Below are 25762 nucleotides of genomic sequence, written 5' to 3' on the forward strand. Positions count from 1 at the left end.
TTCAAATCTATCCAAAATAATATCATTTGATTCATGATACGCCGTCACCCATCATCGCAGGACGCAAACACAAATCAGCTCTCCTGCGACGAACATGACGACCATCCACACCCTCGGCTACCCACGCATCGGCGCACAGCGCGAACTGAAATTCGCCCTCGAATCGTTCTGGAAGGGCGCCTCGTCCGAAGACGACCTGCGCGCCACCGGCAGCGCTTTGCGCGCGCGTCACTGGGCTGCCCAGCGCGATGCTGGCCTCGACTTCGTGACGGTGGGCGACTTCGCCTGGTACGACCAGGTGCAGCAGACCGCTGCGCTGCTCGGCGCCGTCCCGACGCGCTACGGCTTCGATCCGGCACAGCTCACGCTGGCGCAGTCTTTCGTGCTCGCGCGCGGCAACGCCGACCACGCAGCCATGGAAATGACCAAGTGGTTCGACACCAACTACCACTACCTCGTGCCGGAACTGACGCCGGACCTGCTCGATCGGCAATGGGGCCCCGGCACCGAATGGCTGTTCGACGAGGTGCGTGAAGCGCAGGCGCTCGGCCATCGAGTGAAGGTGGTGCTGCTTGGGCCGATCACGTTCCTGCATCTGGCCAAGGCTCGCCATGGCCTCGCCGACAAGCTCGCCCTGCTGCCGCAGGTCCTTCAGGCTTACACGGCCGTGCTACAGCGCCTGGCCGCGCTGAAGGTGGAATGGGTACAGATTGACGAACCCGCGCTGGTGCTCGATCTGCCGCAAGCCTGGGTCGATGCATTTGGCCCCGCTCACCAGGCGCTGGCCGCAGCCAAGGGCCCGAAACGGCTGCTTGCGACGTACTTTGAAGCCGCTTCCCACCACGCTGCGCTGATCCAGTCCCTGCCGGTCGATGGCGTACACCTGGATCTCGTTCGCGCGCCGGATCAGGTCGCCGCCTTCGCGCCATGGTCTGCCGACAAGGTCCTCTCCGTTGGCGTAGTGGACGGCCGCAACATCTGGCGTACGGATCTGACCCGCGTGCTGGCGCACCTCACCCCGCTGGCACAAGCCCTGGGCGACCGCCTGTGGATCGCGCCGAGCTGCTCGCTGCTGCACGTGCCGGTAGACCTGTCGGCTGAAACGAAACTCGACGATGAACTCAAGGGCTGGCTGGCCTTTGCGCGCCAGAAGCTGGACGAACTCGCCGTGATCAAGCGCGCGCTTGTGGAAGGGCCGGCCGCCGTGCAGGGCGAGCTCGATGACAACCGCATCGCGATCGCCTCGCGCACCCAATCACGCCGGGTACACAACGCGGGCGTCAAGAAACGCGTTGCCGCCATCCGCGCAGCAGACGCCGTGCGCGCCGCACCGTATCCCGCCCGTGCCGACGCGCAGCAGGCGCGGCTGAACCTGCCGCTGCTGCCGACCACCACCATCGGCTCGTTCCCGCAAACACCCGAGATCCGCCGGGCGCGCGCACAGCACAAGCGCGGCGACCTGCCGGCGCTGGACTACCTGCAGCGCATGCGCACCGAGATTGCCGACGTCGTACGCCGCCAGGAAGCGCTCGGCCTGGACATGCTCGTGCACGGCGAAGCCGAGCGCAACGACATGGTCGAATACTTCGGCGAGCTGCTGTGGGGTTACGCCTTCACGGCCAACGGCTGGGTGCAGAGCTATGGCTCGCGCTGCGTCAAGCCCCCGGTCATCTACGGCGATGTGTACCGCCCCGAAGCCATGACCGTCGAGTGGTCCAAGTATGCGCAAAGCCTGACCTCGAAGCCGATGAAGGGCATGCTGACTGGTCCGGTCACGATGCTGCAGTGGTCGTTCGTGCGCGACGATCAGCCGCGCGAGCAGACCGCACTGCAGATTGCGCTGGCCCTGCGCGACGAGGTGTGCGACCTGGAGGCCGCGGGCATCGCCGCCATCCAGATCGATGAGCCGGCGTTCCGCGAGGGTCTGCCGCTGCGCGCATCCGATGTGCCGACTTACCTGGAATGGGCGGCACGTGCGTTCCGCGTGTCGGCGTCGGGCGTACGCAACGATACGCAGATCCACACGCACATGTGCTATTCGGAATTCAACGACATCCTGCCGGCCATCGCGTCGATGGATGCCGACGTGATCACCATCGAGACCTCGCGCTCGAACATGGAACTGCTCGATGCGTTTGCCGAGTTTGCGTATCCGAACGAGATCGGTCCGGGCGTATATGATATTCACTCGCCGCGCGTGCCGCGCGTGGATGAAAGGGAATCCCTGCTCGACAAGGCGGCACAGGTCGTGCCGGTGCAGCGCCTGTGGGTGAATCCGGATTGCGGCCTGAAGACGCGTGGCTGGCCGGAGGTGGAGGCTGCGCTGCAAGGCATGGTCGAAGCCACGCACCGTCTTCGCGCGAAGCATGCCAACGCAAAGCGTGCAGGCAGCAAGGCGGCGCACGCCGAGGGCGAGATGGCCTGAACCACAGACGCACGCAAGACAAAACGCCAACCGGCCTGCGTCGGTTGGCGTCGCGCATGGGGTGGTTCAGGCCGTGGTGTCGGGCCGGCCACGGCGCGACTTGGAGGCCACCTGTGCTACGCCTGTCCCGCGCCCTGCTCTGCTTCAGGTTGCACCTTGACCTCGTGGCGGCGGGCGCCGCGTACCTTGCGCAGGGTCCATTCCTTGAGGTCGTCCACCTTCTCGAATACCACCGGCACCACCAGCAGGCTCAGCAACGTCGACGTCAGCAGCCCGCCGATCACGGCCACGGCCATGGGCGCACGGAAGCCCGCGTCGCCCTCCAGGCCGAGTGCCATCGGCACCATGCCGGCCGTCATCGCCACAGTCGTCATGACGATCGGGCGCGCACGCTTGTGGCACGCATCGATGATGGCCTCCGTGCGCGACATGCCCAGATCACGCCGCGCCACGATGGCGTATTCAACCAGCAGGATCGAGTTCTTGGTGACGATGCCCATCAGCATGAGCAGGCCGATCAGCGCCGGCAGCGACAGACTGAAGCCGAACAGCGCCAGCAGGCCAAAGGCCCCACCCACCGAGAGCGGTAAGGCCGCCAGAATCGTCACCGGCTGCGTGAAGTCATGGAACAGCAACACCAGCACCGCGTACACGCACAGCACACCTGCGAGCATGGCGAGGAAGAAACTGCTGAACAGCTCCTGCATGCCCTCGACATCCCCGGAGGCAATGCGGCGCACACCCGGCGGCAGGTTCTTGATGGCCGGCAGGGCCTCCACCGCCATGTTGGTGTCGCCGAGCGCGCGTCCCTCCAGCCCCACGCTGATGGTGACGTTGCGGCTGCGGTCATAGCGATCGATCTGGGCTGGGCCGCTGCCGAGCGTGATATCGGCGATGTTTTCGAGCGGCACTGCGCCATTGCGGCCGGGCACCCGCAACTGGCGGATCGTATCGATCTGGTGGCGCGCCTTCGGGTCCAGCTCGACGCGGATGTACACCTGCCGCTCTGGCAGGTTCAGCTTGGGCAGGTTGACGTCGTAGTCGCCGGCGGTGGCCACGCGCACCGCCTGCCCGATGGCGGCAGCCGTCACGCCTTGCTGGGCAGCCCGCGCAAAATCCGGGCGGATCACGATCTCTGGTCGAAGCAGACTGGCCGACGAGGTGATCGCACCCAGCCCCGGCACCGTACGCAGGTCACGCATCACGTCGCGGGAAGCCTGCTGCAACGTTGCCGGATCATCGCCGGCGAGCACCACCTGCAATTGCTCGCCCGAACCGACAGCGCCGAACGAAATGCGCACACCGGGCACGCCCTCCAGCATCTCGCGCAACTGGCGCTGCACCTCTTGCTGCCGGATACGCCGCTCGTGGCGGTCCGTGAGCGAGATGGTGAGCGTGCCGGTGCGTACCTCACCGCCGCTGGAGCCCGGTACGCCGGCCATCACGCCCGAACCGATGGCGGCGTAGACACGGCGCACGTCCTTGTGCTGCATGACGATCTTACGCACGCGCTCGACGTTGTCACGCGTTTGCGCGATGGTGCTGCCCGGTGGGCTTTCCACCGTCATCTGCAGCTGCGCCCAGTCTTCGGGCGGAAGGAACGTCACAGGAATCAACCCGATGATGGCCACCGATACCGCGAAGAAGACGGCCGCCATGGCGCTCGTCTTCCACGGGTGGATCAGGCACCAGCGCGCCGCGCGGAGGTAGCGCACCATGATCCAGCCGTCGCGGTTCGGCTCGTCCTGGGGCTTGAGCAGGTAGGCTGCCATCATTGGCGTCAGCAAGCGCGCGACCAGTAACGAGGCCAGCACCGCCAGCGACGCCGTCCAGCCAAACTGCTTGAAGAACTTGCCCGAGATGCCCCCCATGAAGGCCGTCGGCAGGAAGACCGCCACCAGCGTGAGCGACGTGGCCACCACGGCGAGGCCGATTTCCTGCGCGGCCTCCAGCGCCGCCTCGTAGGGCGGTTTGCCGTTACGCAGGTGGCGCACGATGTTTTCCACTTCGACGATGGCATCGTCGACCAGGATCCCGACCACCAGCGTGAGCGCCAGCAGCGTGATGCCGTTGAGCGTGAAGCCCAGCATGTTCATGGCTGCAAAGGTCGGGATGATGGATAGCGGCAGCGCCACCGCAGACACGAATGTCGCCCGCCAGTCCCTCAGGAACAGCCACACCACCAGCACCGCCAGGATCGCGCCTTCGTACAGCGCGTGCATTGACGCGGCATAGGCATCCGACACTGGCTTGACCATGTTGTAGACCTCGGTCACGTGCACGTTCGGGCGCTCTGTCCGCAGCCGGGCCAGCGCTTCGCGAACCCCCTTCGCAACCGAGATCTCGCTCGCGCCGCGCGATCGGAACACCTGAAAGCTCACCACCGGCTTGCCGTCGAGCAAGGCCATCTGGCGGGGCTCGGCGGCGGTGTCGCGCACGTCGGCCACATCGGAGAGACGGATGCGCCGGCCGTCGGAGAGCGGAATGTCCATCTGCGCCAGCTCGTGCGCGCTCTTCACAGTGCCCAGCGTGCGCACGGCCTGCTCCTGCCCGCCGATATTGCCGCGCCCGCCCGGCGCTTCCTGCTGCACGCCGCGCACCTGTGCGCTGATGTCGGCCGCCGTGACATTCAACGCCTGCAGGCGCACCGGATCGAGCTGGACGCGCACCTCGCGGTCTACCCCGCCCTGGCGGGTGACCTTGGCCACGCCATGCACCGAGAGCAGGCGCTTGCTGATGGTGTTATCGACAAACCAGGAAAGATCCTCAGCGTCCATGTCGGGCGCATCCACTGCATACGTCAGCACTGGCATGCCTGCAAAGGTCACGCGCGAGATGACCGGCTCCTGCACATCCGAAGGCAACTGCGCGCGAATGCGGCTGACGGCGTCGCGCACATCGTTCACCGCCTCCTGCACATCCTTTTCCAACTCGAACTCCACCATCGTGGTCGAGCTGCCGTCGTTGACGGTGGACGTGATGTGCTTGATCGCACCGATACTGGCAACGCTGTCCTCGATCTTGCGCGTGACCTCGGTCTCCATCTGCGTGGGCGTGGCACCCGGCAAGCTCGCCGTGATCGACACAGCGGGAAAGTCGATGTCCGGAAAGTTCTGGATCGACAGCATCTTGAACGACACCAGCCCCGCTACCGTCATCAGGATGAACAGCAGGATCGGCGGAATCGGCTTGCGGATCGCCCACGCGGAAAAGTTCATGGTCTGGCTCCAGCCGCAGCGGACGCCGACGCCGTGACACCCGCCCCGACCACGCGGACAAGGTCGTCGTCAGTCAGGAAGGCAGCGCCGCTGGCGACCACCGCATCATTCGGGCCGATGCCCTGCACGATCTCGACCTGCCCATCCTGACGTCGGCCGAGCGCGACCTTGGCCTGGCGTACGCGCCCCTGCGGGCCCACCACCATGGCGTAGTCGTAGCCATCGCGCGAGAACACGGCAGTCTCGGGCAGTGTCGTGGCCGGCGCATCGCCCAGCAGCACGTCGCCGGACAGATACATGCCGGCCTTCACGCCCGCCGCGCCTGCCTCCGGCGGCAGATCGACATAGACCAGGCCATTGCGCGTGTTGGCGTCCACGGTTGGGGCGACCTGCCGCACGCGGCCGTCGATAACGCCGCCGTCCATCCGGCGCACCCGGACAGCCTGGCCTGGCCGGATGCGCGCAAGCACATCGCCGTGCATTTCAGCGCGCCACTCCAGCCGGTTCTTGCGGATCAGCTTGAACAGCTCGGTGCCCGACGCCACCACCGCGCCCACGGTGGCCGAACGCGCACTGATCACCCCATCGTCGGGTGCCACGACGCGCGTGTAGCGCAGGCGCAGTTCCTGGCTGTCGAACTGCGCACGCGCCGCGGCAAGCTTGGCGGCAGCCGTCTTGGCCTGGGTGTCGTACTGGATCAGGTCCTGCTGGCTGATGGCGCCGCTCTTGTCGAGCTCATGCGCGCGCCGCGCCTCGCCGGCCGCCTGCGCGGCCGAGGCCTCGGCTTCGGCCAGGCTCGCACGCTGCGCGGCCACGTCGGCTCGCACGGTGTCATCGGACATGCGCGCAAGCAGTTGCCCATGCTTGACCACGTCCCCGACGTTGACCAGCACCTCGGCCAGCTTCAGCCCGTTCACTTCTGCGCCGACGCTGGCCTCCTGCCAGGGCTGGACCGCGCCGCTGGCAGTGGCGATGCGCGGCCAAACCCGCTGCGTGAGATGCACCACGTTGACGACCAGCGCCGGCTTGGCGGCGTGCGGATCCTTCTTGCCGTCGGGCGCTGCCTTGCCGCATGCGCCCAGCATGCCAGCCAGCACGACGGCCAGCGTGGCCTTCCAGATACGTTGTCCTGTCATGAAGCGTTTCCGTTGGGCGCAGGGCGCTGAGCAGCCCGTGCGGGAGCGTTGGAGGGATCTGGTTGGCCGTTCGCACCGGCGGCGTCTTCGCGCCATCCCCCGCCGACAGCCTTGTAGAGGGCAACCCATGCCTGTGCTCGTTCAAGCCTGACGGCGGCAAGCGATTGCGATGCCTGCAACGCGGTGCGCCGCACATCCTCGAGCTGGAGCAGACTGCCGGCACCCAGGCGATAACGCGCACTGGCCGCGTCCAGCACCTTGGCATACTGCGCGTCCGCCTTGGTCGCGGCATCCAGCCTGCGCTCGGCGGCGTCCAGGCGCACGAGCGCGTCTTCCACTTCCTGCACGGCCTGCCGCACCTTGGCCCGATAGCTGGCCAGTGCCTGATCGTAGCGGGCACGCGCGGTTTCCACGCGCGCCGCACCCGCCCCGCCATCAAAGATCGGCAGTGACACCGAGGGCCCGAACGACCAGGACTTGGTCGTCGCAGACTGTCCGCTGAAGCGGAACGCATTGATGCCGATGGAGCCCGCCAGCGTGATCGACGGCAGGCGGCTGGCCACCGCCACGCCAATGTCCGCGCTCGCGCCGGCGACAGCGCGCTCTGCCGATGCCACGTCCGGTCGCTGTGACAATACGCGTGCCGGCACATCTGGCACACCGGCGTCGGGCGGCGCAGGGATCTGCGCGTTTGCTTTGGCGAGCAGCCCGTTCAGCGCGTCATGATCGAATCCGGTCAGCGTGACGAGCTTGTCGATGCCCTGTGCGCACTGCGCGCGCTGGCCTTCCAGCACGTTGATGGCGTCGGCCACGCTCGCCTGCGCCTGGGCGTCGTCGGCCGGCGCGGCAAAACCCGCGCGGAATTTCCGCTCTGTCAGTTGCAGCGTCTCTTGCCGCGAGGCAAGCGTCGCCGCATCAATCCCGACAAGCGCTTCGCATTGGCGCTGCTGCAGATAGGTGCTGGCGACCTCCGCCGCAAGCGACACGCGGGCGTCGTGCCAGTCAGCCTCGCTGGCCGCCAGGCGGGCATCTGCGCCCTCCAGGCTGCGGCGCTTTCCACCGAACAGGTCGATCTCCCACGACGCATCGGCTTGCGCCGCCAGCGTCGTGATGGTGCCCAGCCCCAGCGCAGGGCCCAGCGCAGCGCCGGAGGACAATCCGCCAAAACCCGCTCCAGTGCCGAACTGGCTGCCGCCAAACCCGCCCTGCCGCGTGGCCGAGCCGCTCCCTTTCGATTGCGGCAGCAGCGCGGCCTGGCTGCTGGACACCACCGCGCGGGCTTCGCGCACGCGGCCCACCGCCTGCGCAACGGTGGGGCTGGAGGCGTCGGCTTGCTCTACGAGCTGTGCGAGCACCGGGTCCTGGAACTGCTCCCACCAGCGCGCCAGCGCGAGGCGGCTGCCGTGATGCGGCAGCGTGGCATGCCACCCTCGGGGCGCTTCGGTGCCGCTCAGTTGCGGGGGGCTGTAATCGGGCCCGACCGCGCAGCCGGCCACCAGTGCCGTCAGCGCAGCGAGTACGCACCGGGCAGGATGGGCGACCGCTTGGCCGCGGGCGTGTCGACCTGTCTTCATGGGAAGTGTCTTTCGGGAACGCAGCCGGAATTATGCCCAGTCAAGCGCCCACAAGACACCCGCCCGCTTGCCGTGCACAGCGAGCCCCGGCGGCCGCGTCAGACCAACCTCGATGACGCGCCGGTCCTGGCGTCAGATGTAACCCAACAGCACGAGGATGACGACGATGACGACAATCAGCCCCAGCCCGCCCGTCGGGCCATAGCCCCAGCTGCGGCTGTACGGCCACGAGGGCAACGCGCCGATCAGCAGCAGGATCAGTACGATGATGAGAATAGTGCTCAACATGGGGCCTCCTGGTTTTGCGTCGATATGCCGCAGCGCGCATCGGCGCGACGGTCTGATTCGTCACCTAGCACGCCGCGTTCCCATGCCGGCTCGAAAGCGGCCGTTTCATATGCCTGGCGGTTAATTGCGAATATTCGATACGACTGGGCTTATGATCCGGCCCGTTCTCCTCAGGGATCTTTGGGTATGCCTTCCATTGCGATCGAATCAGCGGCCTCGCTCGGCTGGATCGGTGCCGGGCGCCTGGCGCGCGCGCTAGCCCTGCGGGCCCACGAGGCTGGCGTGCGGACGGTGGCCGTAGCCAGCCGCACAGCGCAACCTGCAGCCTGGCTGGCCGACGCAACAGGTGCCAAGCTGCTGGACCCGCAGGGCGTTGCCGATACGGCGCAGTGGGTATTCATCACCGTGCCGGATGACGCCATTGCGGATGTTGTCGCCGGTGTGCATTGGCGACCGGGCCAGCTCGTGCTCCACTGCAGCGGCGCTGGCGAGCGCGACCTCCTGGAGGCCGCACGCCGGGCCGGCGCATCGACCGCCAGCTTCCACCCTCTCTTCCTCTTCGCGGGCTTGCCGGATGACGCCGAACGGCTGCGTGGGGCGTCGATCGCCATCGATGCCGATGCTCCGCACGATGCGGCGCTCGCCAACTTCGCGCTGCGGCTCGGATGCCCACCACTGAAAGTGCGCGCCGGACAGCGCGCGCTCTATCACGCAGGGGCCAACTACGCAGCCAGTTTTCTGCTGTGCGCGCTGCACGAGGCGGCCACGCTGTGGGAGGCCGCCGGCATCGATCGGCAAGCGGCGGTTGCGGCGATGTGGCCCCTGGTGGAAGGCACGTTGGCTGCCGCCCGGGCGCGCGGCCTCGCTGGCGCGCTGGCAGGCCCCGTGTCGCGCGGGGACGGCGGTGTCATCGATCGGCACCTCCAGGCGCTCGAAGCACTCGGCGGCGACCATGCCACGCTCTATACCGCGCTCACGCGGCGCGCGCTGGCCCTGGCGGCCGAACGTGGCGCGCCGTCGGCAGACGTGCTCGCAGACCTGTCCGGCCGGCTCAGCCCGGCACCGTAACTGCGTTTGCCTGATGCGGATCGCCGGTATGCACCAACGCGGCGCGCACCATACAATCGGCAGCTTGTCCGTTTGCCCGAGCCGCCATGTCCGCTACACCCTCCTCTCCTGCCAGCCCGCACGCTGAGCGTCGCTCGGCTGGTGCGCTGGCGCTTCTCGTCGTGGGCCTCATATTGGTGGGGGTGAACCTGCGGCCCGCACTGTCGAGCCTGTCTCCCGTGCTCAAGCAGGTGGCCGCCGGCACCGGTCTCTCGGGTGCCGCGGCCGGTTTGCTGACGACGTTGCCCGTGGTGTGCCTGGGCGTGTTTGCACCGGCCGCTGCGGTGCTGGCCCGGCGGTTTGGCGCCGAACGCGCCGTGGGCGGCCTGCTGATCGCCCTTGCCGCCGGTATCGCATTGCGCAGTGCGGGCGGCGTGGCACCGCTCTTCATCGGCACCCTGGCGGCGGGTGCCTGCATTGGCGTGACGGGCGTCCTGCTGCCCGGTATCGTCAAGCGCGATTTCGGCCGGCAGGCAGATCTGATGACGGGCGTCTACACCATGGCCCTGTGCTTTGGCGCCGCCGTGGCGGCTGGGGCGAGCGCGCCGCTGTCGGCTTGGCTGGGCGGCTGGCAGCCGGCACTCGCATTCTGGGCCTTGCCGGCGCTGCTCGCGTTTGTCGGCTGGTGGCCCCACATGCGGCACGCGCACGGTAAGGGCGCGGCCATGCGCATTGAACGGGTTTCGCTGTGGAACCAGCCGATCGCATGGCAGGTGACCCTGCACATGGGGCTGCAATCGTCGCTGGCGTACTGCGTGTTCGGCTGGCTGCCCGTGATCCTGCAAGACCGCGGGCTGTCGCCGGTGCAGTCGGGCGTGGTGGTGGCGGTGTCGATTCTCGTGCAGCTCATCACGGCGCTCGGCGGGCCTTTCATTGCGAGGCTCGGCCGAGACCAGCGGCCCGCCGTGCTGTTGATGATGCTGATGTGCTGGGCTGGGCTGCTGGGCTGCCTGTATGCGCCCCTCTCCACGCTCTGGTGGTGGGCCGTGCTCCTGGGCCTGGGCCAGGGCGGCAATTTCAGCGTGGCGCTGTCATTGATCGTGCTGCGCTCGGCCGATGTGCGCGTGGCGGCGAGCCTGTCGGCCATGACGCAGGGCATTGGCTATGTCATGGCCGCTGCTGGGCCCTACCTGATGGGCGTGCTGCATGACCTGACCGGAAGCTGGGCCGTGATGGGTTGGCTGTTCAGCGCGATTGCGCTGGCGTCGATGGCCGTAGGCTCGCTTGCCGGACGCGATCGTACCCTGCACGCCGACGCGTGATCCAGTCCGACTAAGGCGTCTTGGCCTGGCCCGCGCGGAAACATCCCGCCTCGTGGTCGTCCACCATGCCAGTCGCCTGCATGAAGGCGTAGCAGATGGTCGGGCCGACAAACTTGAAACCCCGCCCCACCAGCGCCTTGCTCATCGCCTTGGAGGCATCGGTGGCGCCGGGCGCATCCCGGTAGCTTTCCCAGCGGTTGACGACCGGCTTGCCACCGACGAACCCCCACAGGAAGGCATCGAGCGAGCCTGCTTCGTCTTGCAGCGCCAGCACCTTGCGCGCGTTGATGACCGCACCTTCCACCTTGGCGCGGTTGCGCACGATGCCCGGGTCGGCGAGCAGCTTTTCGATACGCGCCGGCGTGAAGCGGGCCACCCGTGCGGGTTCGAATCCATCGAACACCTCCTGATAGCGCGCCCGCTTGCGAAGGATGGTTTGCCACGACAGGCCGGCCTGCGCGCCTTCGAGCACGAGCATCTCGAACAGATGGCGGTCATCGTGCGAGGGCGTGCCCCATTCTGTGTCGTGATACGCGATCATCAATGGGTCGTCATTGACCCAGCAGCAGCGGGACATGGCAGCGTCTCCTAGATCCACCCCGACTTGCGCAGCTTGCGGTACAGCGCTACGCAGGCCAGCACGGTGCACGTCAGCACGATCGGATAGCCCGCCAGATGCTCCAGCTCCGGCATGTCCTTGAAGTTCATGCCGTAGTTGCTGAAGACCACGGTCGGGATGGCCAGGATGGCGCCCCAGCCCGCCAGTCGCTTGACGATATCGTTCTGCGTGACGGACACCAACGCCACATTCACGGAGATGGCCGTGGTCAGCATCTCGCGAATCACGTCGAGCGCACCCACCACGCGGTGCGCGTGGTCCGCAATGTCGCGGAAATACGCACGCAACTCCTTCGGTACGAAGTCTTCGTGCAGGCGCACGAGCTGCCCGGCGATGTCCTCCACGGGCAATGCGGCATTGCGCAGGCGCAGCAGTTGGCGCTTGAGCGTGTAGAGCCGCTCGATCGACGCGCGGTCAAACGAGTCGCCAAAGATCCGGCTCTCGATCGCCTCGAATTCTTCCTGCAGGCTTTCCAGCACGGGCTGGTAGTTGTCGACCACGAAATCCAGCACTGCATACAGCGCGAAGGGCGCACCCTTGGCCAGCAGTTGCGGCGTCCGTTCGCAACGCTCGCGCACGGGTGCGTACGAGGCCGACGGTCCATGTCGCACCGAGACAAGGAAATCCTTGCCGACGAACAGGTGGGTCTCGCCGAAGATCACGTTGCCGCGCTCGAGTTGCGCGGTGTTCAGCACGATGAAGAGCGAATCGCCGTAGACCTCCAGCTTGGGTCGCTGATGGGCGTTGCGTGCGTCTTCAATCGCGAGGTCGTGCAGGCCGAATTCTTCCTGTACCCGCGCAAGCATCGCGTTGTCTGGCTCGTGCAGGCCCAGCCAGACAAACGAGCCCGGCGAATGCAGCACATCGCTGATGGCATCGACGGACAGGTCACGCTCGCGCTTGCCGCTGCGGTACAGCGCGCTGTTGATCACCATGGGCATGGCGTATCTCCCGGCGCCTCAGCGCGCTTCTGGCTGGCGGGGGGCCTTGGTTTGGGAAGACTTGGCATCGGCCGAGGCAAGGCTCGGAACCTCCGCGATGCGTGTTTCGATTTGCGCCAGTGCCTCGGACAGTGCGCGCACGAGATCATCCGGCAAGCCATCGAGCGTGGCATTGATGAACGCGATGCGGCGGGGCATGCAGTCGAGCACCACGGCAAGGCCGGCATCGGACAACGATACGTTGGTCAGGCGATTGTCGCGTGCGTCGGTGGTGCGTTCGATCCAGCCAAGCTGATCGAGTACCTTGAGCTGGCGGGTGAGCGCGCCGGGGTCCATCTGCAGGCGCTCGGCCAGCTGTTTCTGCGCCATGCCGCCGCCTGCGTGGTCGTGCAGAGCGAGCAGGATACGCCAGCGCGGCATGGGCTGGCCGACATGTGCCTCGAAGGCGGCCATGAACGCACGATAGGTGCGCCCGAACTGGTGCATCACGGCGAAGCGTTCGCGTTCAGAGGTCATCGATCAGGCTAGCTTGAGTTGGCAGGAAACCGCGCATCCTAACCGCTACCGCTGGCTCCCGCCTATTCGGTGTGTTGCACGGGCTCGACATGATGCAACACCACCGGCGGCACACGGCACACGCGCCAGAGAGCCACGAGGGCGACCACGGTTGCGGCGACCAGGCCGATGTGGATGGCGCTGACCAGCACGTGACGGGCCGCCTCGACAAGAGCGGCGCCATCGTGGCCCGCTGCGTGCATCTGTGTGAGCAAGGCAGCTTGCGCGTCATGATCAATGAGAATCTCGGGATCGGCAAGCTGGCGCAGCCATTGCGTCGCACCGTCAGCGCGCAGCGCCTCGCCCACCCCTGCGGCATAGCGCTCGCTCACCAGCGTGCCGACCAGCGCGGTGCCCACCATGCCGCCCACCATGCGCAGCGATTGCAGCAGCGCCGTGGCGATCCCCAGGTGCGCACGCCCCGCCGTCTGCTGTGCAAACACGGTCAGGTTGGGCAACACAAAACCCAGCCCGAGGCCCGCCAGCAGCATCAGCCCCGTCAACACGGCATGCGGCATTGCCTTGGACGACACCGCCATGCCGGCCAGCGCCAACGTCAGCAGCGCAAACCCGGCATATAGCATGGCGTTCGGCTTGGGAATGCGCGTGACGATGCGCCCATTGATGATGCTGCCGAGGGTAATGCAGACCACCAGCGGTGTGATGACCAGCCCTGCCTCCTGCGGCGACATGCCAAACCCGCCCTGGAACAGCAGCGGCGCGTAGAACAGCACCGCAAACATCGAAAAGCCCGAGAGCGTCGCCAGCACGAACAGCGCCGCCAGCGAAGGGTTACGCAGCATGTCGAACGGCAACAGCGGCTGCTCGGCGCGCTGCTCCCACCACCACAAGCCAAAGAATGCCGCGGCCGACAAGGCCAGCCACCCGAACAGTGGCCCCGACACGCCATGGCGCGGCAGCCATTCCACAAAGAGCTGCAACGCACCGAGTGCCACGGTGATCAGCACCGCGCCCTGCCAATCCAGCCGGATGCGGCCGACATGCGCGTTCTGGCGCAAATGCGGTAGAAACCGCCAGGCAAACCATAGCCCCAACGCGCCGAACGGCACGTTCACATAAAACACGGAGCGCCAACCGAACGCCTGCGTCATCCATCCGCCCAGCGTGGGCCCGATGGCATTGGCGATACCGAACGACGCGCTCAGCATGACCTGCCAGCGCAAACGTACGCGCGCATCGGGAAACAGATCGGGAATGCAGGCATACGCCGTGCCGACAAGCATGCCGCCGCCGATGCCCTGCAGCGCGCGCGACCACACCAGAAAGTTCATGCTGCCGGCCATGCCGCACATGACAGACGCCAGCGTGAACACCACGATGGATGCGATCACGAACGGCTTGCGGCCGTAGAAGTCTCCCAGCCGGCCGAAGATCGGCACCGTGACCACCGAGGTCAGCAGGTACGACGTCGCCACCCAGGCATACAACTCAAAACCCTTGAGTTCGGCCACGACCGTCGGCAACGCGGTGCCGACCACGGTCTGGTCGAATGCCACCAGCACCACGACAAAACAGATGCCGATCATCGCAAGCAGCGATTCCTTGAACGGCAAGACCTGGGTATGGGAGTGCGGTAGCGCAGTGTGGACGGCCATGGCGGGGGCGCAACGAGACAAATGATACATCAACGATTGATTCGTCAATGATTAGTGTAATGGAATTCGTGGAGCCTTGCTTGGCGGCACAGCGCCTCGAGGCGCAAAAAAAAAGCGCCGCAGGCGTGTGGCCTCCGGCGCTCCGGGTGTCGCCATGGCGGGCGCGGCCCGCCATGCTCCCCGTCCCATCACATCTGAACAGTGTCGGCCACTTCCTTGAAATCCTGGATCTGGTCGAAGTTCATGTACTGGTAGATCTTGTCGCCGTTCGCGTTAAGCACACCCATGTCGGCCATGTACTCTTCCTTGGTCGGAATCTTGCCCAGACGCGAGCAGATTGCCGCCAGTTCCGCCGAACCCAGATACACATTCGTGTTCTTGCCCAGACGGTTCGGGAAGTTGCGGGTCGACGTCGACATAACCGTCGCACCTTCGCGCACCTGTGCCTGGTTGCCCATGCACAGCGAGCAGCCCGGCATTTCGGTGCGGGCGCCGGCCGTGCCGAACACGCCGTAGTGGCCTTCTTCGGTCAGTTGCTTCTGGTCCATCTTGGTCGGCGGCGCAACCCACAGCTTCACCGGGATGTCGCGCTTGCCTTCCAGCAGCTTCGACGCCGCACGGAAGTGGCCGATGTTGGTCATGCACGAACCAATGAACACTTCGTCGATGGTCGCGCCGGCCACGTCGGACAGCGTCTTCACGTCGTCCGGATCGTTCGGGCAGGCCACGATCGGCTCGTGGATGTCAGCCAGGTCGATCTCGATGACGGCGGCGTACTCGGCGTCAGCATCCGGCGACAGCAGTTGCGGGTCGGCCAGCCACTGCTCCATCGCCTTGATGCGGCGCTGAAGGCTGCGCGCGTCCTGGTAGCCCTGCGCGATCATCCACTTGAGCAGCGTGATGTTGCTGTTCAGGTATTCGATGATCGGTTCCTTGTTCAGGTGCACCGTACAACCGGCGGCCGAACGCTCGGCAGAGGCGTCCGACAGCTCGAACGCTTGCTCGACCTTCAGGTCGGGCAGGCCTTCGATTTCGAGGATGCGGCCCGAGAAGATGTTCTTCTTGCCTTGCTTGGCGACCGTCAGCATGCCTTGCTTGATCGCGTACAGCGGAATCGCGTTGACGAGGTCACGCAGCGTGACGCCCGGCTGCATCTTGCCCTTGAAGCGGACCAGCACCGATTCCGGCATGTCCAGCGGCATCGTGCCGGTGGCAGCCGCGAAGGCGACCAGGCCCGAGCCTGCCGGGAAGCTGATGCCGATCGGGAAGCGCGTGTGCGAGTCGCCGCCGGTGCCGACGGTGTCGGGCAGCAGCATGCGGTTCAGCCACGAGTGGATCACGCCATCGCCCGGGCGCAGCGCGATACCGCCACGCGTGCTGATGAAGTTGGGCAGCGTCTGGTGCGTCTTCACGTCCACCGGCTTCGGATACGCAGCGGTGTGGCAGAACGACTGCATCACGAGGTCGGCCGAGAAGCCCAGGCACGCCAGGTCCTTCAGTTCGTCGCGGGTCATCGGACCGGTGGTGTCTTGCGAGCCGACCGAGGTCATCTTCGGTTCGCAATACGTGCCCGGACGGATGCCCTGGCCTTCCGGCAGGCCGCACGCGCGACCGACCATCTTCTGCGCGAGCGAGAAGCCCTTGCCGCTGTCGGCCGGCTGATGCGGCAGGCGGAACAGCGTCGACGGTGCGAGGCCCAGCGCTTCACGCGCCTTGGCGGTCAGGCCGCGGCCGATGATCAGCGGAATGCGGCCGCCGGCACGCACTTCGTCGAACAGCACGTCCGACTTGACCTGGAATTCGGCGATGACCTTGCCGTCCTTCAGCGCCTTGCCTTCGTACGGGCGCAGTTCGACCACGTCGCCCATATTCATTTGCGACACGTCGAGTTCGATCGGCAGCGCGCCGGCATCTTCCATCGTGTTGTAGAAGATCGGGGCGATCTTGCCGCCGAGGCACACGCCGCCGAAACGCTTGTTCGGGACGAACGGGATGTCTTCGCCCGTGAACCACAGCACCGAATTGGTGGCCGACTTGCGCGAGGAACCGGTGCCGACCACGTCGCCCACGTAGGCGACTAGGTGACCCTTTTCCTTCAGCGATTCAATGAACTTGACCGGGCCGCGCTTGCCGTCTTCTTCCGGCGTGATGCCGGGGCGTGCGTTCTTCAGCATCGCCAGCGCGTGCATCGGGATGTCCGGGCGGGTGGTGGCGTCCGGTGCCGGCGACAGGTCGTCGGTGTTGGTTTCGCCCGTGACCTTGAACACGGTGATGGTCAGGCTTTCCGGCACTTCCGGGCGGCTCGTGAACCATTCGGCGTCAGCCCAGCTCTGCAGCACGGCCTTGGCGTTGGCGTTGCCTTTCTCGGCCAGTTCCTTCACGTCGTGGAACTGGTCGAACATCAGCAGGGTTTTCTTCAGAGCATCGGCCGCCACGGCGCCGACGGCTGCATCGGACAGCAGCTCGATCAGCGGCTGGATGTTGTAGCCGCCCAGCATCGTGCCGAGCAGTTCGGTGGCGCGCTGACGCGAGATCAGGGCGCAGGCCGTCTCGCCCTTGGCCACGGCAGCCAGGAAGCCTGCCTTCACGCGCGCGGCTTCGTCCACGCCGGCCGGCACGCGATGGGTGATCAGGTCGAGCAGCGTCTGCTCTTCGCCCGCGGGCGGATTCACGAGCAGCTCCACCAGTTCGGCAGTCTGCTGGGCCGTCAGCGGCAGGGGAGGAATACCGAGCGCGGCGCGAGCGGCCACGTGAGCACGAAAGTTTTCAAGCATGGGAGACCTGCTGAGATGACGTTACAGGGGAATCTTTTCCGGCATCCCGGGGCTGTCCGGAGCGCCGCTTGGGCGCGATTCTAATCGCAATACCCCACACGGTCAAATGTCTTATATCTTATATAAGAGTCAAGCGATCCATCGGCTCGTCCTATCGTCCGAGCCCCGCGGCGTGGCGTCCCGATCGGACCTGCAAGCCGCTGGACGAACCGGTCTGATAGACGGATGAGACGGCAGCATCGCTAACGGGCACCGCCGGGTATAGTCTCGCCAGGCAATCCAACCTCGATGCCGAAGCCGGCTTCAATCGCATCGGCTGCGGCGTCAGGCGCCGGTATCGCTTTCCCCCTTTCCACATCGAAGGAGTACAACGTGGTATTCGAAATGGCCCACATCGACATTCTCGTCGGCAAGCAGCGCGAGTTTGAAGCCGCCGTCCAGCAAGCCCTGCCGCTGTTTGCCCGTGCAAAAGGCTGCCACGGGGCTGAGCTGCATCACATCGTTGAACGCGACACCAGCTACGTGCTGCTCGTGCGCTGGGAGACCGTGGAAGACCATATGGTCGACTTCCGGCAATCCGAGGATTTCCAGGAATGGCGCAAGCTGGTGGGACCGTTCTTCGCCAAGGCGCCCGAGGTCGTCCACTCGCAGGTAGTTGTGAAGTAAGGCCGAAGCCCTCCCGGGTATGGTGAGCGGGCTGCCGGCATACCGGGACCGCTTGCCCGGCATGGCTGGATCAATGCGCGGTGGCGCCTGGCGGCGGCGGCGCGGTTCGGAACCTACTGCCCCTGGGCTCCCTGCGACGGTTGCGGCGGCTGCGATGCGGAAGGCATCCGCACGCCCTTCCCGCGTGTCGCGAGCCAGCACAGGACCGACCCCGCACAGACCATGGACGCGCCTTTCCAGAAGGCGAAGGAAAGCGGCGTGCGCAACAGCGCGGCCGCCAAGGCCGCAGAAAACACCGGGATGAAATACGACGCCCCTGCCAGCACTGTCACGTTGCCATGCAGGATGCCGACATTCCACGCCGCATAGCCAAAGCCCATGGCAGACGCGGCAAGCGCGAGATAGACGATCGCCTCGTAGCTGAAGTGCATCGTGCCGCCCCCGGTGGCGAAGAACTTGATCCACAGCGCCAGCGCCGTCAGCATGAAGAACAGCGTGACACCGTTCTTGCCCTGCGCAATCCGCGCGGTGACCGTGCAATAGGCTGCCCAGATCACCGCACCGGAGAACGCCAGTCCGTAGCTCAACGGGTTGTCCTTGACGTTCGAGACCATGCCGGCGAAATCCAGACCCTGGTCTCCGCCAAGCACCAGGCAGATCCCGAGAATGGCCATTAGAAAGCCCGGGACGATCAGAAAGTTCGCCCGCTGCCGGTTGAACGCAATGGCCGAGAGCATCGTGAAGGCCGGCCACAGGTAGTTGACCATGCCGACTTCGATGGCCTGCCGGCTGGTGTGGGCAAAACCGATGGACAGCGACAGGCACAGCTCATACGACACGAACAGGAGGCTCCCCCAGACGAGATAGCGCCGGGGAAACGCCTTCAAGCGGATGAACCCCACCGAAAACAGCAGCAACACCGAGGCCGCGCTGTACATCATGGCGGCGCCGCCGACGGCCCCAAGGTTCTGGCTGACGCCACGGATCAAGCCCACGATCGAAGCCCACAACAGAACAGCGGTGAGCCCGATGAGGGTTGCCTTGTTTTTGCTTTGCATGATGCCTGCGCGCACTGGCGCGTCGATCTGAGAGGCGCCGATCTTACCCGCAACGCCCCGCGCAGCCGCATCCCGGGCACAGGCGTTCTCGCCATCCACCACCAAAAAGTGCGGAGAAGCCGCTAATCGGATAGCAAGCGCTCCAGGGCCTCGATGCGGTGCCGCCGCGTGGTCGTGATGGCGTAGAAGCGCTCCTGCAGCTGTGTTGACTGGCCCACCGTCACCAATACGCCCGCACGCAGTTCGTCCTGCACCACCACCTCGGGCAGGACGGTCAGCCAGCCGCTGTCGCGGGCAATCAGACGCAGCATGGCCATGTCGTCCACCTCGGCGCGCAGGTGTGGGGTGACGCCAGCCGACGCGCACAGTGCATCGAACTGACTGCGCAGCGCATGCCGTGGCCCCGGCAGGGCGATGTCAAGTCCTTGCAGATCGTCGGGGATGCGCAGGCTGCGGTTCTTCCAGACGCCGGCGGGGCCCACGAGCGAGATGGACTGGCTGCCGAGAAAACGGCAGTGCAAGGGGCGGTCTGCATTCGATGGCACCGTCTCGTTGGCAAGCACGACGTCCAGCTGATGCTGCAGCAGCCTGGCCAGCAGACCTTCGAGCACGCCCGACTCCAGCGTGAGCACAACGGACGGGTCGGCCAACGCAGGACGGATCCAGTTTTCCTGGTAGTTCCGCGACAACGTCGCGACACTGCCGACCCGAAGCCGCGTCATGCCTTCGCTGCGGCCGACGAGGCGGCCGAGCATTTCCTGCCCGAGCCCGAAGATGTCCTCGGCATACGAGAGCACGAGCTGTCCGGTGTCCGTCAGCACCAGGCGACGCCCTTCCCTCGCGAACAACGGCTCGCCAAGCCGATCCTCCAGCTGACGGATTTGCGCAGAGAGCGCGGACTGCGAGGTATGCAGTTCGGTCGCCACGCGGGTCAGGTGGCCTGCCTTGGCAACGCGCCAGAAGTAGAACAAGTGATGGAAGTTGAGTTGCTCGAGTCTCATCGTTCTTTTTTACAGATCAAATCGTTCGAATCATTGTAATTTACAGAACAAAGGAAGGCACGCAAGATACGCACACATTTGTTCGAGTGCGCCTGCCATGAATCTGCTTCACTCCGCCCTTGCGATTTGCCTTGTCCTGCCGCCCGGCCTGATGCTCCTTGCGGCACTTCTGCCTCATGTTGCTCGACTCGGCATGGCGCGCCTCTGGCAGGGCTTCATCGGGCTATCGATCGCTGGGGCCTGCGTGGCGGCGGTCGGCGTGGCGTTGCGAGGCTTGCCGGACGCTGCCTCGTCTACGCCATTCTCGCCATGGCTGGGCGCCTCGGTGCTGGGTGGGCTGCTGGCCACACTGGTGCAATTGCTCGGCACCTGCATCGGTGCGTTTTCCGCCCGGTATCTGCAAGGGGAATCGGGCCAAAGGCGCTACCTCAGCGCGCTTGCCGGGGTGCTGGCCGCGGTGCACGTGCTCCTGCTGGCGGACCACTGGACCGTGCTGCTCGCGGCCTGGGCCGCCATCGGCATCGCCCTGCAACACCTGCTGTGCTTCTACCCCGACCGCCCCTTCGCCTTGCTGGCCGCGTTCAAGAAGCGCCTCGCAGACCGGCTGGCCGACGCATTGCTGATTGCCGCGGCCGTACTGGCATGGCGCGAGGTCGGCAGCGGCTCGCTCGCGGACTTGTGGGCGCACGTGGGACAGGTCGGAGCGTCTCCGGCGCTGCAAGTCAGCGCGGTGTGCGTGGTCCTGGCGGTGGTGCTGAGAACCGCGCTGCTGCCTGCACACGGCTGGCTGATCCAGGTCATGGAGGCTCCCACGCCGGTGTCGGCAATGCTCCATGCGGGTGTTGTGAACCTGGGCGGCTACGTGCTGATCCGGTTTGCCCCGCTGCTTGAATCGGCCGCTCCCGCCCGCTGGCTGCTGGTCGCGTTCGGGCTGGCGACGGCGGTGGTGGCCGGGCTGGTCATGCTCACGCGCATCAGCATCAAGGTCCGGCTTGCGTGGTCGACGGTCGCACAGATGGGCTTCATGGTGCTCGAGTGCGGGCTCGGCCTGTACTCGCTCGCCGCGCTGCATCTGGTCGGCCATTCGCTGTACAAGGCGCACGCGTTCCTGTCGGCATCGTCGGTGGTGCAGGACACGCGGCTGCGGGAACTGCAGGGCGAGCAACCACCTGCGAAAAGCAGCCTGCTGGCGGCTCCGCTGCTATCCGTGGCAATGGTCCTGCTTGTCCAGGCAGGACTCGGCGGCGCGGCTTGGCCGTGGTGGTGGAGCGTCATCCTGGCGCTGGCCTGGGCGCCGCTGCTTTGGCTTCCCGGGGCAGGCCGCCATTCAGCGCCGATGGTGTTCTCACGCGCGGCGGTAGGTCTGCTGATGGTTGCCGGACTGACCGCATTGGCCATGGGCGCTCACCTCTTGCCCCTGGGCACGCAGGATCGGCCGGACACGCGCAGCGGCATCGTCGCCTTGCTCGGAATGGCGTGTCTGCACGGTTTGCTGGTGGCGGTACAGATGCGCCCGCGGGCGCTCGCCGCCTGGCGGCGCGCATGCTACGCGGGTCTGTACATCGACGAGTTCTATACACGCCTGGCGTTGCGGCTGTGGCCGACGCACTGGACACCCGCCGCACGCAACGGCGCCCATCGCACCGCCGCACGGACGGTTGCCATGGATGCCCAGCCCTGACCCCTGCACAGGAAAACGACATGACGACGACAAGCCTTGGCGCAGACGCCGCACACACGCACGCGATGGTTCCGTCAGCGATCCCGCCTGAGGGTTCCGATGCCGCAGGCCCGGATGACACGTTGATGCAGCAGATGCAAGCCGCGTGCGCACAAGCCTGCCGCGCGATCGCTCCGGCCTGGCCGCTGGACCGCGCCATCGCCGTCAACCCGCATTGGGGCCGCGTGGACATGCCGGTTCGACGGGTGGCCGCGCGGATGGCCGTGCTGGGAGGCATCCAGGTCTTTCCGACGCGCCGCAGCCAGCAGCAGGCATGGGTTGCGGGCCGGATCACACCGGCAGACCTTGCCGATGCGCTCGCGCAATTGCCGGCCGCGAGGGCAGCCGGGCTCACGGAGGCCAAGTGCGTGGAAGCGCTGCGCCGCCACGAGCTGCCACCGCGCCTGCCATTGTTGATCGACGTGCTGGACAACGATCCACAACGTCACACCCGCCTCTCGTGGCGCCAGGCAATCACGCACCAGGTCAGCCAGACCTGTGCCGCCTATTTCGATGTGCACCAGGCCGACTGGCAGCCTGAGCGCGCAGACGGCCTGTACGGCTTCTGGCGCGACACCTTGCAGCACGACCATGGCATTGGCCTGCTGATGGGCCTTCCCGACCTGGGTCGTCGGCTGGATGCGCTGCCGGCAACGCCCCTCGATGCCGAGCACTGGGCGCTCAATCAATTGGGCTTGCCGCAACCTGTGTGGGCCGATTATCTGGAGGCGGTGCTGCTGACGGTGAACGGATGGGCCTCGTGGTGCGCCTATCTCGGCTGGCAGGCTGCCCAGGAAGGACGGGAAGATCCGCATCTGCGCGATCTGCTCGCGATTCGCCTTGCGTGGGGCGCCATCGTGCAGGAGTGCCGGGACGATGCAAGCACGCGCATGGCGTTCGCCGCGCTGCAAGCGGAGTGGCAGCAGGCACCCTCGGCATTGGCCGAGGCCGAAGCGGCACTGCTGGTCGATGAAGTCTGGCAGTTGGCCCTCGAAGCCGGCTACCAGCGCCAACTGGCGCACCGGCTAGCGGGGGCGGGTGCGCTGCCACCGGTACCGCAAGACATCGAGGTGCAGGCCGCGTTCTGCATCGACGTACGCAGCGAACCCCTGCGGCGTGCGCTGGAATGCGTCTGGCCCGCCGTGCAGACCATCGGCTTCGCGGGCTTTTTTGGCCTGCCCGTTGCGTACACACCGCTCGGGACGGCTGCGCGGCGGCCACAGCTTCCGGGCCTTCTGGCGCCAACCATGGAAGTCTCTGATCGTATCGACGCTGCCCAGGGGCCGGACGGCATGCCGGATCCCGCCGCCGAGCGCGCCGCAGAACGGGCAAGGCGTCACCGCCTGGGCGCATCGGCTCAGGTGGACGGGGCCAGCCGCTGGCCAAGCGCGGCATTCTCTTATGTCGAAGTGGCGGGGGTCGGCTATCTCGGCAAGCTCTGGCGCTGGTTGCGCCCCTCCACCGAAGCGCGGTCGCGCGCAGACCTCACCGGCCTGCCCTCGCGATATCGGGCCGTCTGCCGGCCCCACCTGCATGCGGAGAGCGTAGAGACCAAAGCGGCCCTTGCCGCCCGCGTGCTCCGCGCCATGGGGCTGGCAGAACACCTGGCACCGCTGGTGCTCTTCGTGGGACACGGCAGTCAAACGAGCAACAACGCGCATGCAGCGGCACTGGACTGTGGGGCATGCTGCGGCCAAACCGGTGAGGTGAATGCCCGCAGCCTGGCGCTGCTGCTGAATGAGCCGCCGGTGCGCGCCGCGTTGCAGGCGCACGGCATCACGGTTCCTGAGGACACCGTGTTCGCGGCTGCCCTGCACAACACCACCACCGACGAGATCGAAGGCTTCGATCTCGACCGGCTGCCCCCTGCCGCGCGCGCGCGTTGGGACCACCTGCAATCGGTCCTGAAGCATGCTTCCGACCAGGTACGGCGCGAACGGGCACCGTCGTTGGGCCTGGACCCGCGTGCCCCTCATGATGATCTGCTGACCCAACTGCGGCGGCGCGCCAATGATGGTGCACAGACGCGGCCAGAGTGGGGGCTGGCAGGTAACGCCGCGTTCGTCATCGCGCCGCGCCATCGCACACAAGGCGTGGTTCTGGACGGGCGCAGCTTCCTGCACGATTACGATGCCAGCCGCGACCACGACGGCAGCGTGCTGGAGTTGCTGATGACGGCGCCGATGCTCGTGACCCACTGGATCAACTGGCAGTATCACGCGTCGATGTGTGACCCGGTGCATCTGGGCAGCGGCAACAAGCTGCTGCACAACGTGGTGGGCGGCTCCATCGGCGTGTTCGAGGGCAATGGGGGCGATCTGCGTATCGGCCTGTCGCGGCAGTCCCTGCACGATGGGCAGCGTTGGATTCACGAGCCGCTGAGGCTGACTGTCCTGATCGACGCCCCTGAGACAGCAATCGAGCGCGTTGTCGACAAGCACCCCATTGCCCGGCAACTGGTCGACAACGGTTGGCTGCATCTCTGGCGCTTCGGCCCGCAGGATCTGCAGCGCTACGCGGCTGGTCAATGGCGCCCGCTGACATCGCGGCACGCGACTTGCTAGACGCATTGGGTTGCCCATCGCACGACAGCGGCGGAACCTCCGTGGCGCCGTCGCCGTCCACCCTGCGTGAACCGTTCTTCTGCGTCTCTCCAGAGCATCCAGGCGCTGCGCGCCTTTGCCGCACTCTGTGTCGTCGTGTTCCATTCCGGCCTGGCACTCAGCCATCCCGGCATCCCCGCGCTGGCGTGGCTGACCACGCATGTGATCAAGCGTGGATATGTCGGCGTGGACATGTTCTTTGTCATCAGCGGATTCATCATCGCCTGGGTTGCGATCCTGGGGCCAAAGGGGCCCGAGCCGCCCGGCGAATTTCTCATCAAGCGCGTCTTCCGGATGGGCCCGCCGTACTGGTTAATGTCGGTGCTGCATTCAGCGTGGCTCAATCCGGTATCGACAAGTGCGCTGCTGACCTCGCTGGCCTTCATGCCGCTGGCCAATGCCGATGCGCCGTACTTGGGCTACCCCGCGCTCTATGTCGGCTGGTCGCTCAACTACGAAGCCTTCTTCTATGCGCTGTGCGCGCTGGGTCTGTTGCTGTTCGGCCGGCGCGCGCTGTGGCTGGTAGCGCTTGCGCTCTTCACCACGACGATCATCGTGCCGTTCTGGCACAGCGGGGTCGTGCTCCGCGATCCCGCGGCCCTCTACACGTGGGCAAGCCCCGTACAGGCCATGGCGGCCAACCCGCTGGTGCTCGAGTTCCTGCTGGGTGCGGGACTGGCCTGGTTGTATGCAGCGCATCGGCAACGGCTGACCCCGACCATCGCGCGCGGGCTGGCGGCAATCGGCGTGGCGGCATTCATCATCTCGGTGCTCGCGCCGATACCCAAGTTTGATGCGTTGGGGCGCGGCCTGCCCGCAGGGGCGTTACTGGCGGGCCTCGTCGCCATGGAGCACTGCGGCAAACTGCGCGTGCCGCGTACGGCCGTCTGGCTGGGCGAGCTGTCGTTCGCACTCTATCTCGCGCATCCGAGCGTCATCGAAGCCACGCATCGGCTGGCGGGCGTGCTGCCGCCCGAGTGGATCGGTGCGCAGTTGATGCTGTTTGCCGTCAACCTTGCACTCACCCTGGCCATCGCGATGATGCTGCATCGCTACGTCGAACGGCCCTCCATTGCGCTGGGTCGCCGTCTCGTCGAGTGGACGCGCATGCGTCAGCACGCCTGGCGCGCAAGGCCCGGCTTCCAGAAGCCCTGAAGAGAGACTGCGCGATCCGGCCCCTTCCCGCGCGACGCCTCAGG

18 protein-coding genes are annotated in these 25762 nt (G+C 66.3%); 7 read left to right on the forward strand and 11 right to left on the reverse strand.

The genetic code is table 11. The features are described from left to right. Positions 1–94: 94 nt before the first annotated feature. Positions 95–2425 carry a 5-methyltetrahydropteroyltriglutamate--homocysteine S-methyltransferase gene (gene metE / locus R2N03_RS07395; RefSeq protein ID WP_316656941.1) on the forward strand — a complete coding sequence of 777 codons (2331 nt, stop codon included), beginning with the start codon at positions 95–97 and terminating at the stop codon, positions 2423–2425. 116 nt (positions 2426–2541) lie between these two features. Here the strand turns inward: metE and R2N03_RS07400 are convergent, their stop codons facing one another. From R2N03_RS07400 to R2N03_RS07415, 4 genes are all read right to left on the reverse strand, one after another. Further along, positions 2542–5643 (reverse strand): efflux RND transporter permease subunit, encoded by a 3102-nt coding sequence (locus tag R2N03_RS07400; RefSeq protein ID WP_316656943.1) that lies wholly within the window; start codon positions 5641–5643, stop codon positions 2542–2544. Then, entirely contained in the window at positions 5640–6779 is a 1140-nt protein-coding gene (locus R2N03_RS07405) for an efflux RND transporter periplasmic adaptor subunit (protein WP_316656944.1), read from the reverse strand. Before R2N03_RS07405 ends, R2N03_RS07400 begins: the two co-directional genes overlap by 4 nt. After that, positions 6776–8353 (reverse strand): efflux transporter outer membrane subunit, encoded by a 1578-nt coding sequence (locus R2N03_RS07410; protein WP_316656946.1) that lies wholly within the window; start codon positions 8351–8353, stop codon positions 6776–6778. The genes R2N03_RS07405 and R2N03_RS07410 overlap by 4 nt, the downstream gene beginning before the upstream one ends. Positions 8354–8485: 132 nt before the next feature. Next, complete coding sequence (locus tag R2N03_RS07415; protein ID WP_012430511.1) at positions 8486–8641, reverse strand: DUF3309 family protein; 156 nt, start codon at positions 8639–8641, stop codon at positions 8486–8488. A 186-nt stretch (positions 8642–8827) separates the two neighbouring features. Here R2N03_RS07415 and R2N03_RS07420 point away from each other — a divergent pair, with 186 nt between their 5' ends. Then, entirely contained in the window at positions 8828–9709 is an 882-nt protein-coding gene (locus R2N03_RS07420; RefSeq protein WP_012430512.1) for a Rossmann-like and DUF2520 domain-containing protein, read from the forward strand. 86 nt (positions 9710–9795) lie between these two features. Continuing rightward, on the forward strand, positions 9796–11010 hold the full coding sequence (locus tag R2N03_RS07425) for a CynX/NimT family MFS transporter (protein WP_012430513.1): 1215 nt from the start codon (positions 9796–9798) through the stop codon (positions 11008–11010). Positions 11011–11020: 10 nt separating this feature from the next. Here the strand turns inward: R2N03_RS07425 and R2N03_RS07430 are convergent, their stop codons facing one another. The 5 genes from R2N03_RS07430 to acnB form a co-directional block, all read right to left on the reverse strand. Next, on the reverse strand, positions 11021–11587 hold the full coding sequence (locus R2N03_RS07430; protein WP_316656958.1) for a DNA-3-methyladenine glycosylase I: 567 nt from the start codon (positions 11585–11587) through the stop codon (positions 11021–11023). Positions 11588–11598: 11 nt separating this feature from the next. Then, positions 11599–12570 (reverse strand): magnesium and cobalt transport protein CorA, encoded by a 972-nt coding sequence (locus R2N03_RS07435; RefSeq protein WP_316656959.1) that lies wholly within the window; start codon positions 12568–12570, stop codon positions 11599–11601. 18 nt (positions 12571–12588) lie between these two features. Then, entirely contained in the window at positions 12589–13086 is a 498-nt protein-coding gene (locus R2N03_RS07440; protein ID WP_012430516.1) for a MarR family winged helix-turn-helix transcriptional regulator, read from the reverse strand. 62 nt (positions 13087–13148) lie between these two features. Then, complete coding sequence (locus R2N03_RS07445; RefSeq protein ID WP_012430517.1) at positions 13149–14741, reverse strand: MFS transporter; 1593 nt, start codon at positions 14739–14741, stop codon at positions 13149–13151. A gap of 188 nt (positions 14742–14929) precedes the next feature. Further along, entirely contained in the window at positions 14930–17515 is a 2586-nt protein-coding gene (acnB, locus tag R2N03_RS07450; protein WP_316656965.1) for a bifunctional aconitate hydratase 2/2-methylisocitrate dehydratase, read from the reverse strand. Between the two features lie 384 nt (positions 17516–17899). On the opposite strand from acnB, the gene R2N03_RS07455 reads away from it, so the two are divergent. Next, on the forward strand, positions 17900–18181 hold the full coding sequence (locus R2N03_RS07455) for an antibiotic biosynthesis monooxygenase family protein (protein ID WP_316657777.1): 282 nt from the start codon (positions 17900–17902) through the stop codon (positions 18179–18181). A 113-nt stretch (positions 18182–18294) separates the two neighbouring features. Here the strand turns inward: R2N03_RS07455 and yddG are convergent, their stop codons facing one another. Both yddG and R2N03_RS07465 read right to left on the reverse strand, forming a co-directional pair. Then, on the reverse strand, positions 18295–19239 hold the full coding sequence (gene yddG / locus R2N03_RS07460; RefSeq protein ID WP_316656967.1) for an aromatic amino acid DMT transporter YddG: 945 nt from the start codon (positions 19237–19239) through the stop codon (positions 18295–18297). 122 nt (positions 19240–19361) lie between these two features. Then, on the reverse strand, positions 19362–20240 hold the full coding sequence (locus R2N03_RS07465) for a LysR family transcriptional regulator (RefSeq protein WP_012430521.1): 879 nt from the start codon (positions 20238–20240) through the stop codon (positions 19362–19364). A 97-nt stretch (positions 20241–20337) separates the two neighbouring features. Here R2N03_RS07465 and R2N03_RS07470 point away from each other — a divergent pair, with 97 nt between their 5' ends. From R2N03_RS07470 to R2N03_RS07480, 3 genes are all read left to right on the forward strand, one after another. After that, positions 20338–21921, forward strand: coding sequence for an NADH-quinone oxidoreductase subunit L (locus R2N03_RS07470; RefSeq protein ID WP_012430522.1), 1584 nt, complete (start codon positions 20338–20340; stop codon positions 21919–21921). Between the two features lie 20 nt (positions 21922–21941). Further along, a complete protein-coding gene (locus R2N03_RS07475; RefSeq protein ID WP_316656972.1) occupies positions 21942–24524 on the forward strand; it encodes a YbcC family protein in 2583 nt (860 codons plus the stop codon). A gap of 66 nt (positions 24525–24590) precedes the next feature. Continuing rightward, entirely contained in the window at positions 24591–25718 is a 1128-nt protein-coding gene (locus tag R2N03_RS07480; RefSeq protein ID WP_316656974.1) for an acyltransferase family protein, read from the forward strand. Positions 25719–25762 lie beyond the last annotated feature (44 nt).

The sequence above is a fragment of the Ralstonia condita genome (genome assembly GCF_958405655.1).
Lineage (GTDB): Bacteria > Pseudomonadota > Gammaproteobacteria > Burkholderiales > Burkholderiaceae > Ralstonia > Ralstonia condita.

Excerpts from the sequence above, each read along its gene's own strand:
- metE (WP_316656941.1), top strand. The coding sequence starts at position 95 with ATGACGACCATCCACACCCTCGGCTACCCACGCATCGGCGCACAGCGC.
- R2N03_RS07400 (WP_316656943.1), bottom strand. The coding sequence starts at position 5,643 with ATGAACTTTTCCGCGTGGGCGATCCGCAAGCCGATTCCGCCGATCCTG.
- R2N03_RS07405 (WP_316656944.1), bottom strand. The coding sequence starts at position 6,779 with ATGACAGGACAACGTATCTGGAAGGCCACGCTGGCCGTCGTGCTGGCT.
- R2N03_RS07410 (WP_316656946.1), bottom strand. The coding sequence starts at position 8,353 with ATGAAGACAGGTCGACACGCCCGCGGCCAAGCGGTCGCCCATCCTGCC.
- R2N03_RS07415 (WP_012430511.1), bottom strand. The coding sequence starts at position 8,641 with ATGTTGAGCACTATTCTCATCATCGTACTGATCCTGCTGCTGATCGGC.
- R2N03_RS07420 (WP_012430512.1), top strand. The coding sequence starts at position 8,828 with ATGCCTTCCATTGCGATCGAATCAGCGGCCTCGCTCGGCTGGATCGGT.
- R2N03_RS07425 (WP_012430513.1), top strand. The coding sequence starts at position 9,796 with ATGTCCGCTACACCCTCCTCTCCTGCCAGCCCGCACGCTGAGCGTCGC.
- R2N03_RS07430 (WP_316656958.1), bottom strand. The coding sequence starts at position 11,587 with ATGTCCCGCTGCTGCTGGGTCAATGACGACCCATTGATGATCGCGTAT.
- R2N03_RS07435 (WP_316656959.1), bottom strand. The coding sequence starts at position 12,570 with ATGCCCATGGTGATCAACAGCGCGCTGTACCGCAGCGGCAAGCGCGAG.
- R2N03_RS07440 (WP_012430516.1), bottom strand. The coding sequence starts at position 13,086 with ATGACCTCTGAACGCGAACGCTTCGCCGTGATGCACCAGTTCGGGCGC.
- R2N03_RS07445 (WP_012430517.1), bottom strand. The coding sequence starts at position 14,741 with ATGGCCGTCCACACTGCGCTACCGCACTCCCATACCCAGGTCTTGCCG.
- acnB (WP_316656965.1), bottom strand. The coding sequence starts at position 17,515 with ATGCTTGAAAACTTTCGTGCTCACGTGGCCGCTCGCGCCGCGCTCGGT.
- R2N03_RS07455 (WP_316657777.1), top strand. The coding sequence starts at position 17,900 with ATGGCCCACATCGACATTCTCGTCGGCAAGCAGCGCGAGTTTGAAGCC.
- yddG (WP_316656967.1), bottom strand. The coding sequence starts at position 19,239 with ATGCAAAGCAAAAACAAGGCAACCCTCATCGGGCTCACCGCTGTTCTG.
- R2N03_RS07465 (WP_012430521.1), bottom strand. The coding sequence starts at position 20,240 with ATGAGACTCGAGCAACTCAACTTCCATCACTTGTTCTACTTCTGGCGC.
- R2N03_RS07470 (WP_012430522.1), top strand. The coding sequence starts at position 20,338 with ATGAATCTGCTTCACTCCGCCCTTGCGATTTGCCTTGTCCTGCCGCCC.
- R2N03_RS07475 (WP_316656972.1), top strand. The coding sequence starts at position 21,942 with ATGACGACGACAAGCCTTGGCGCAGACGCCGCACACACGCACGCGATG.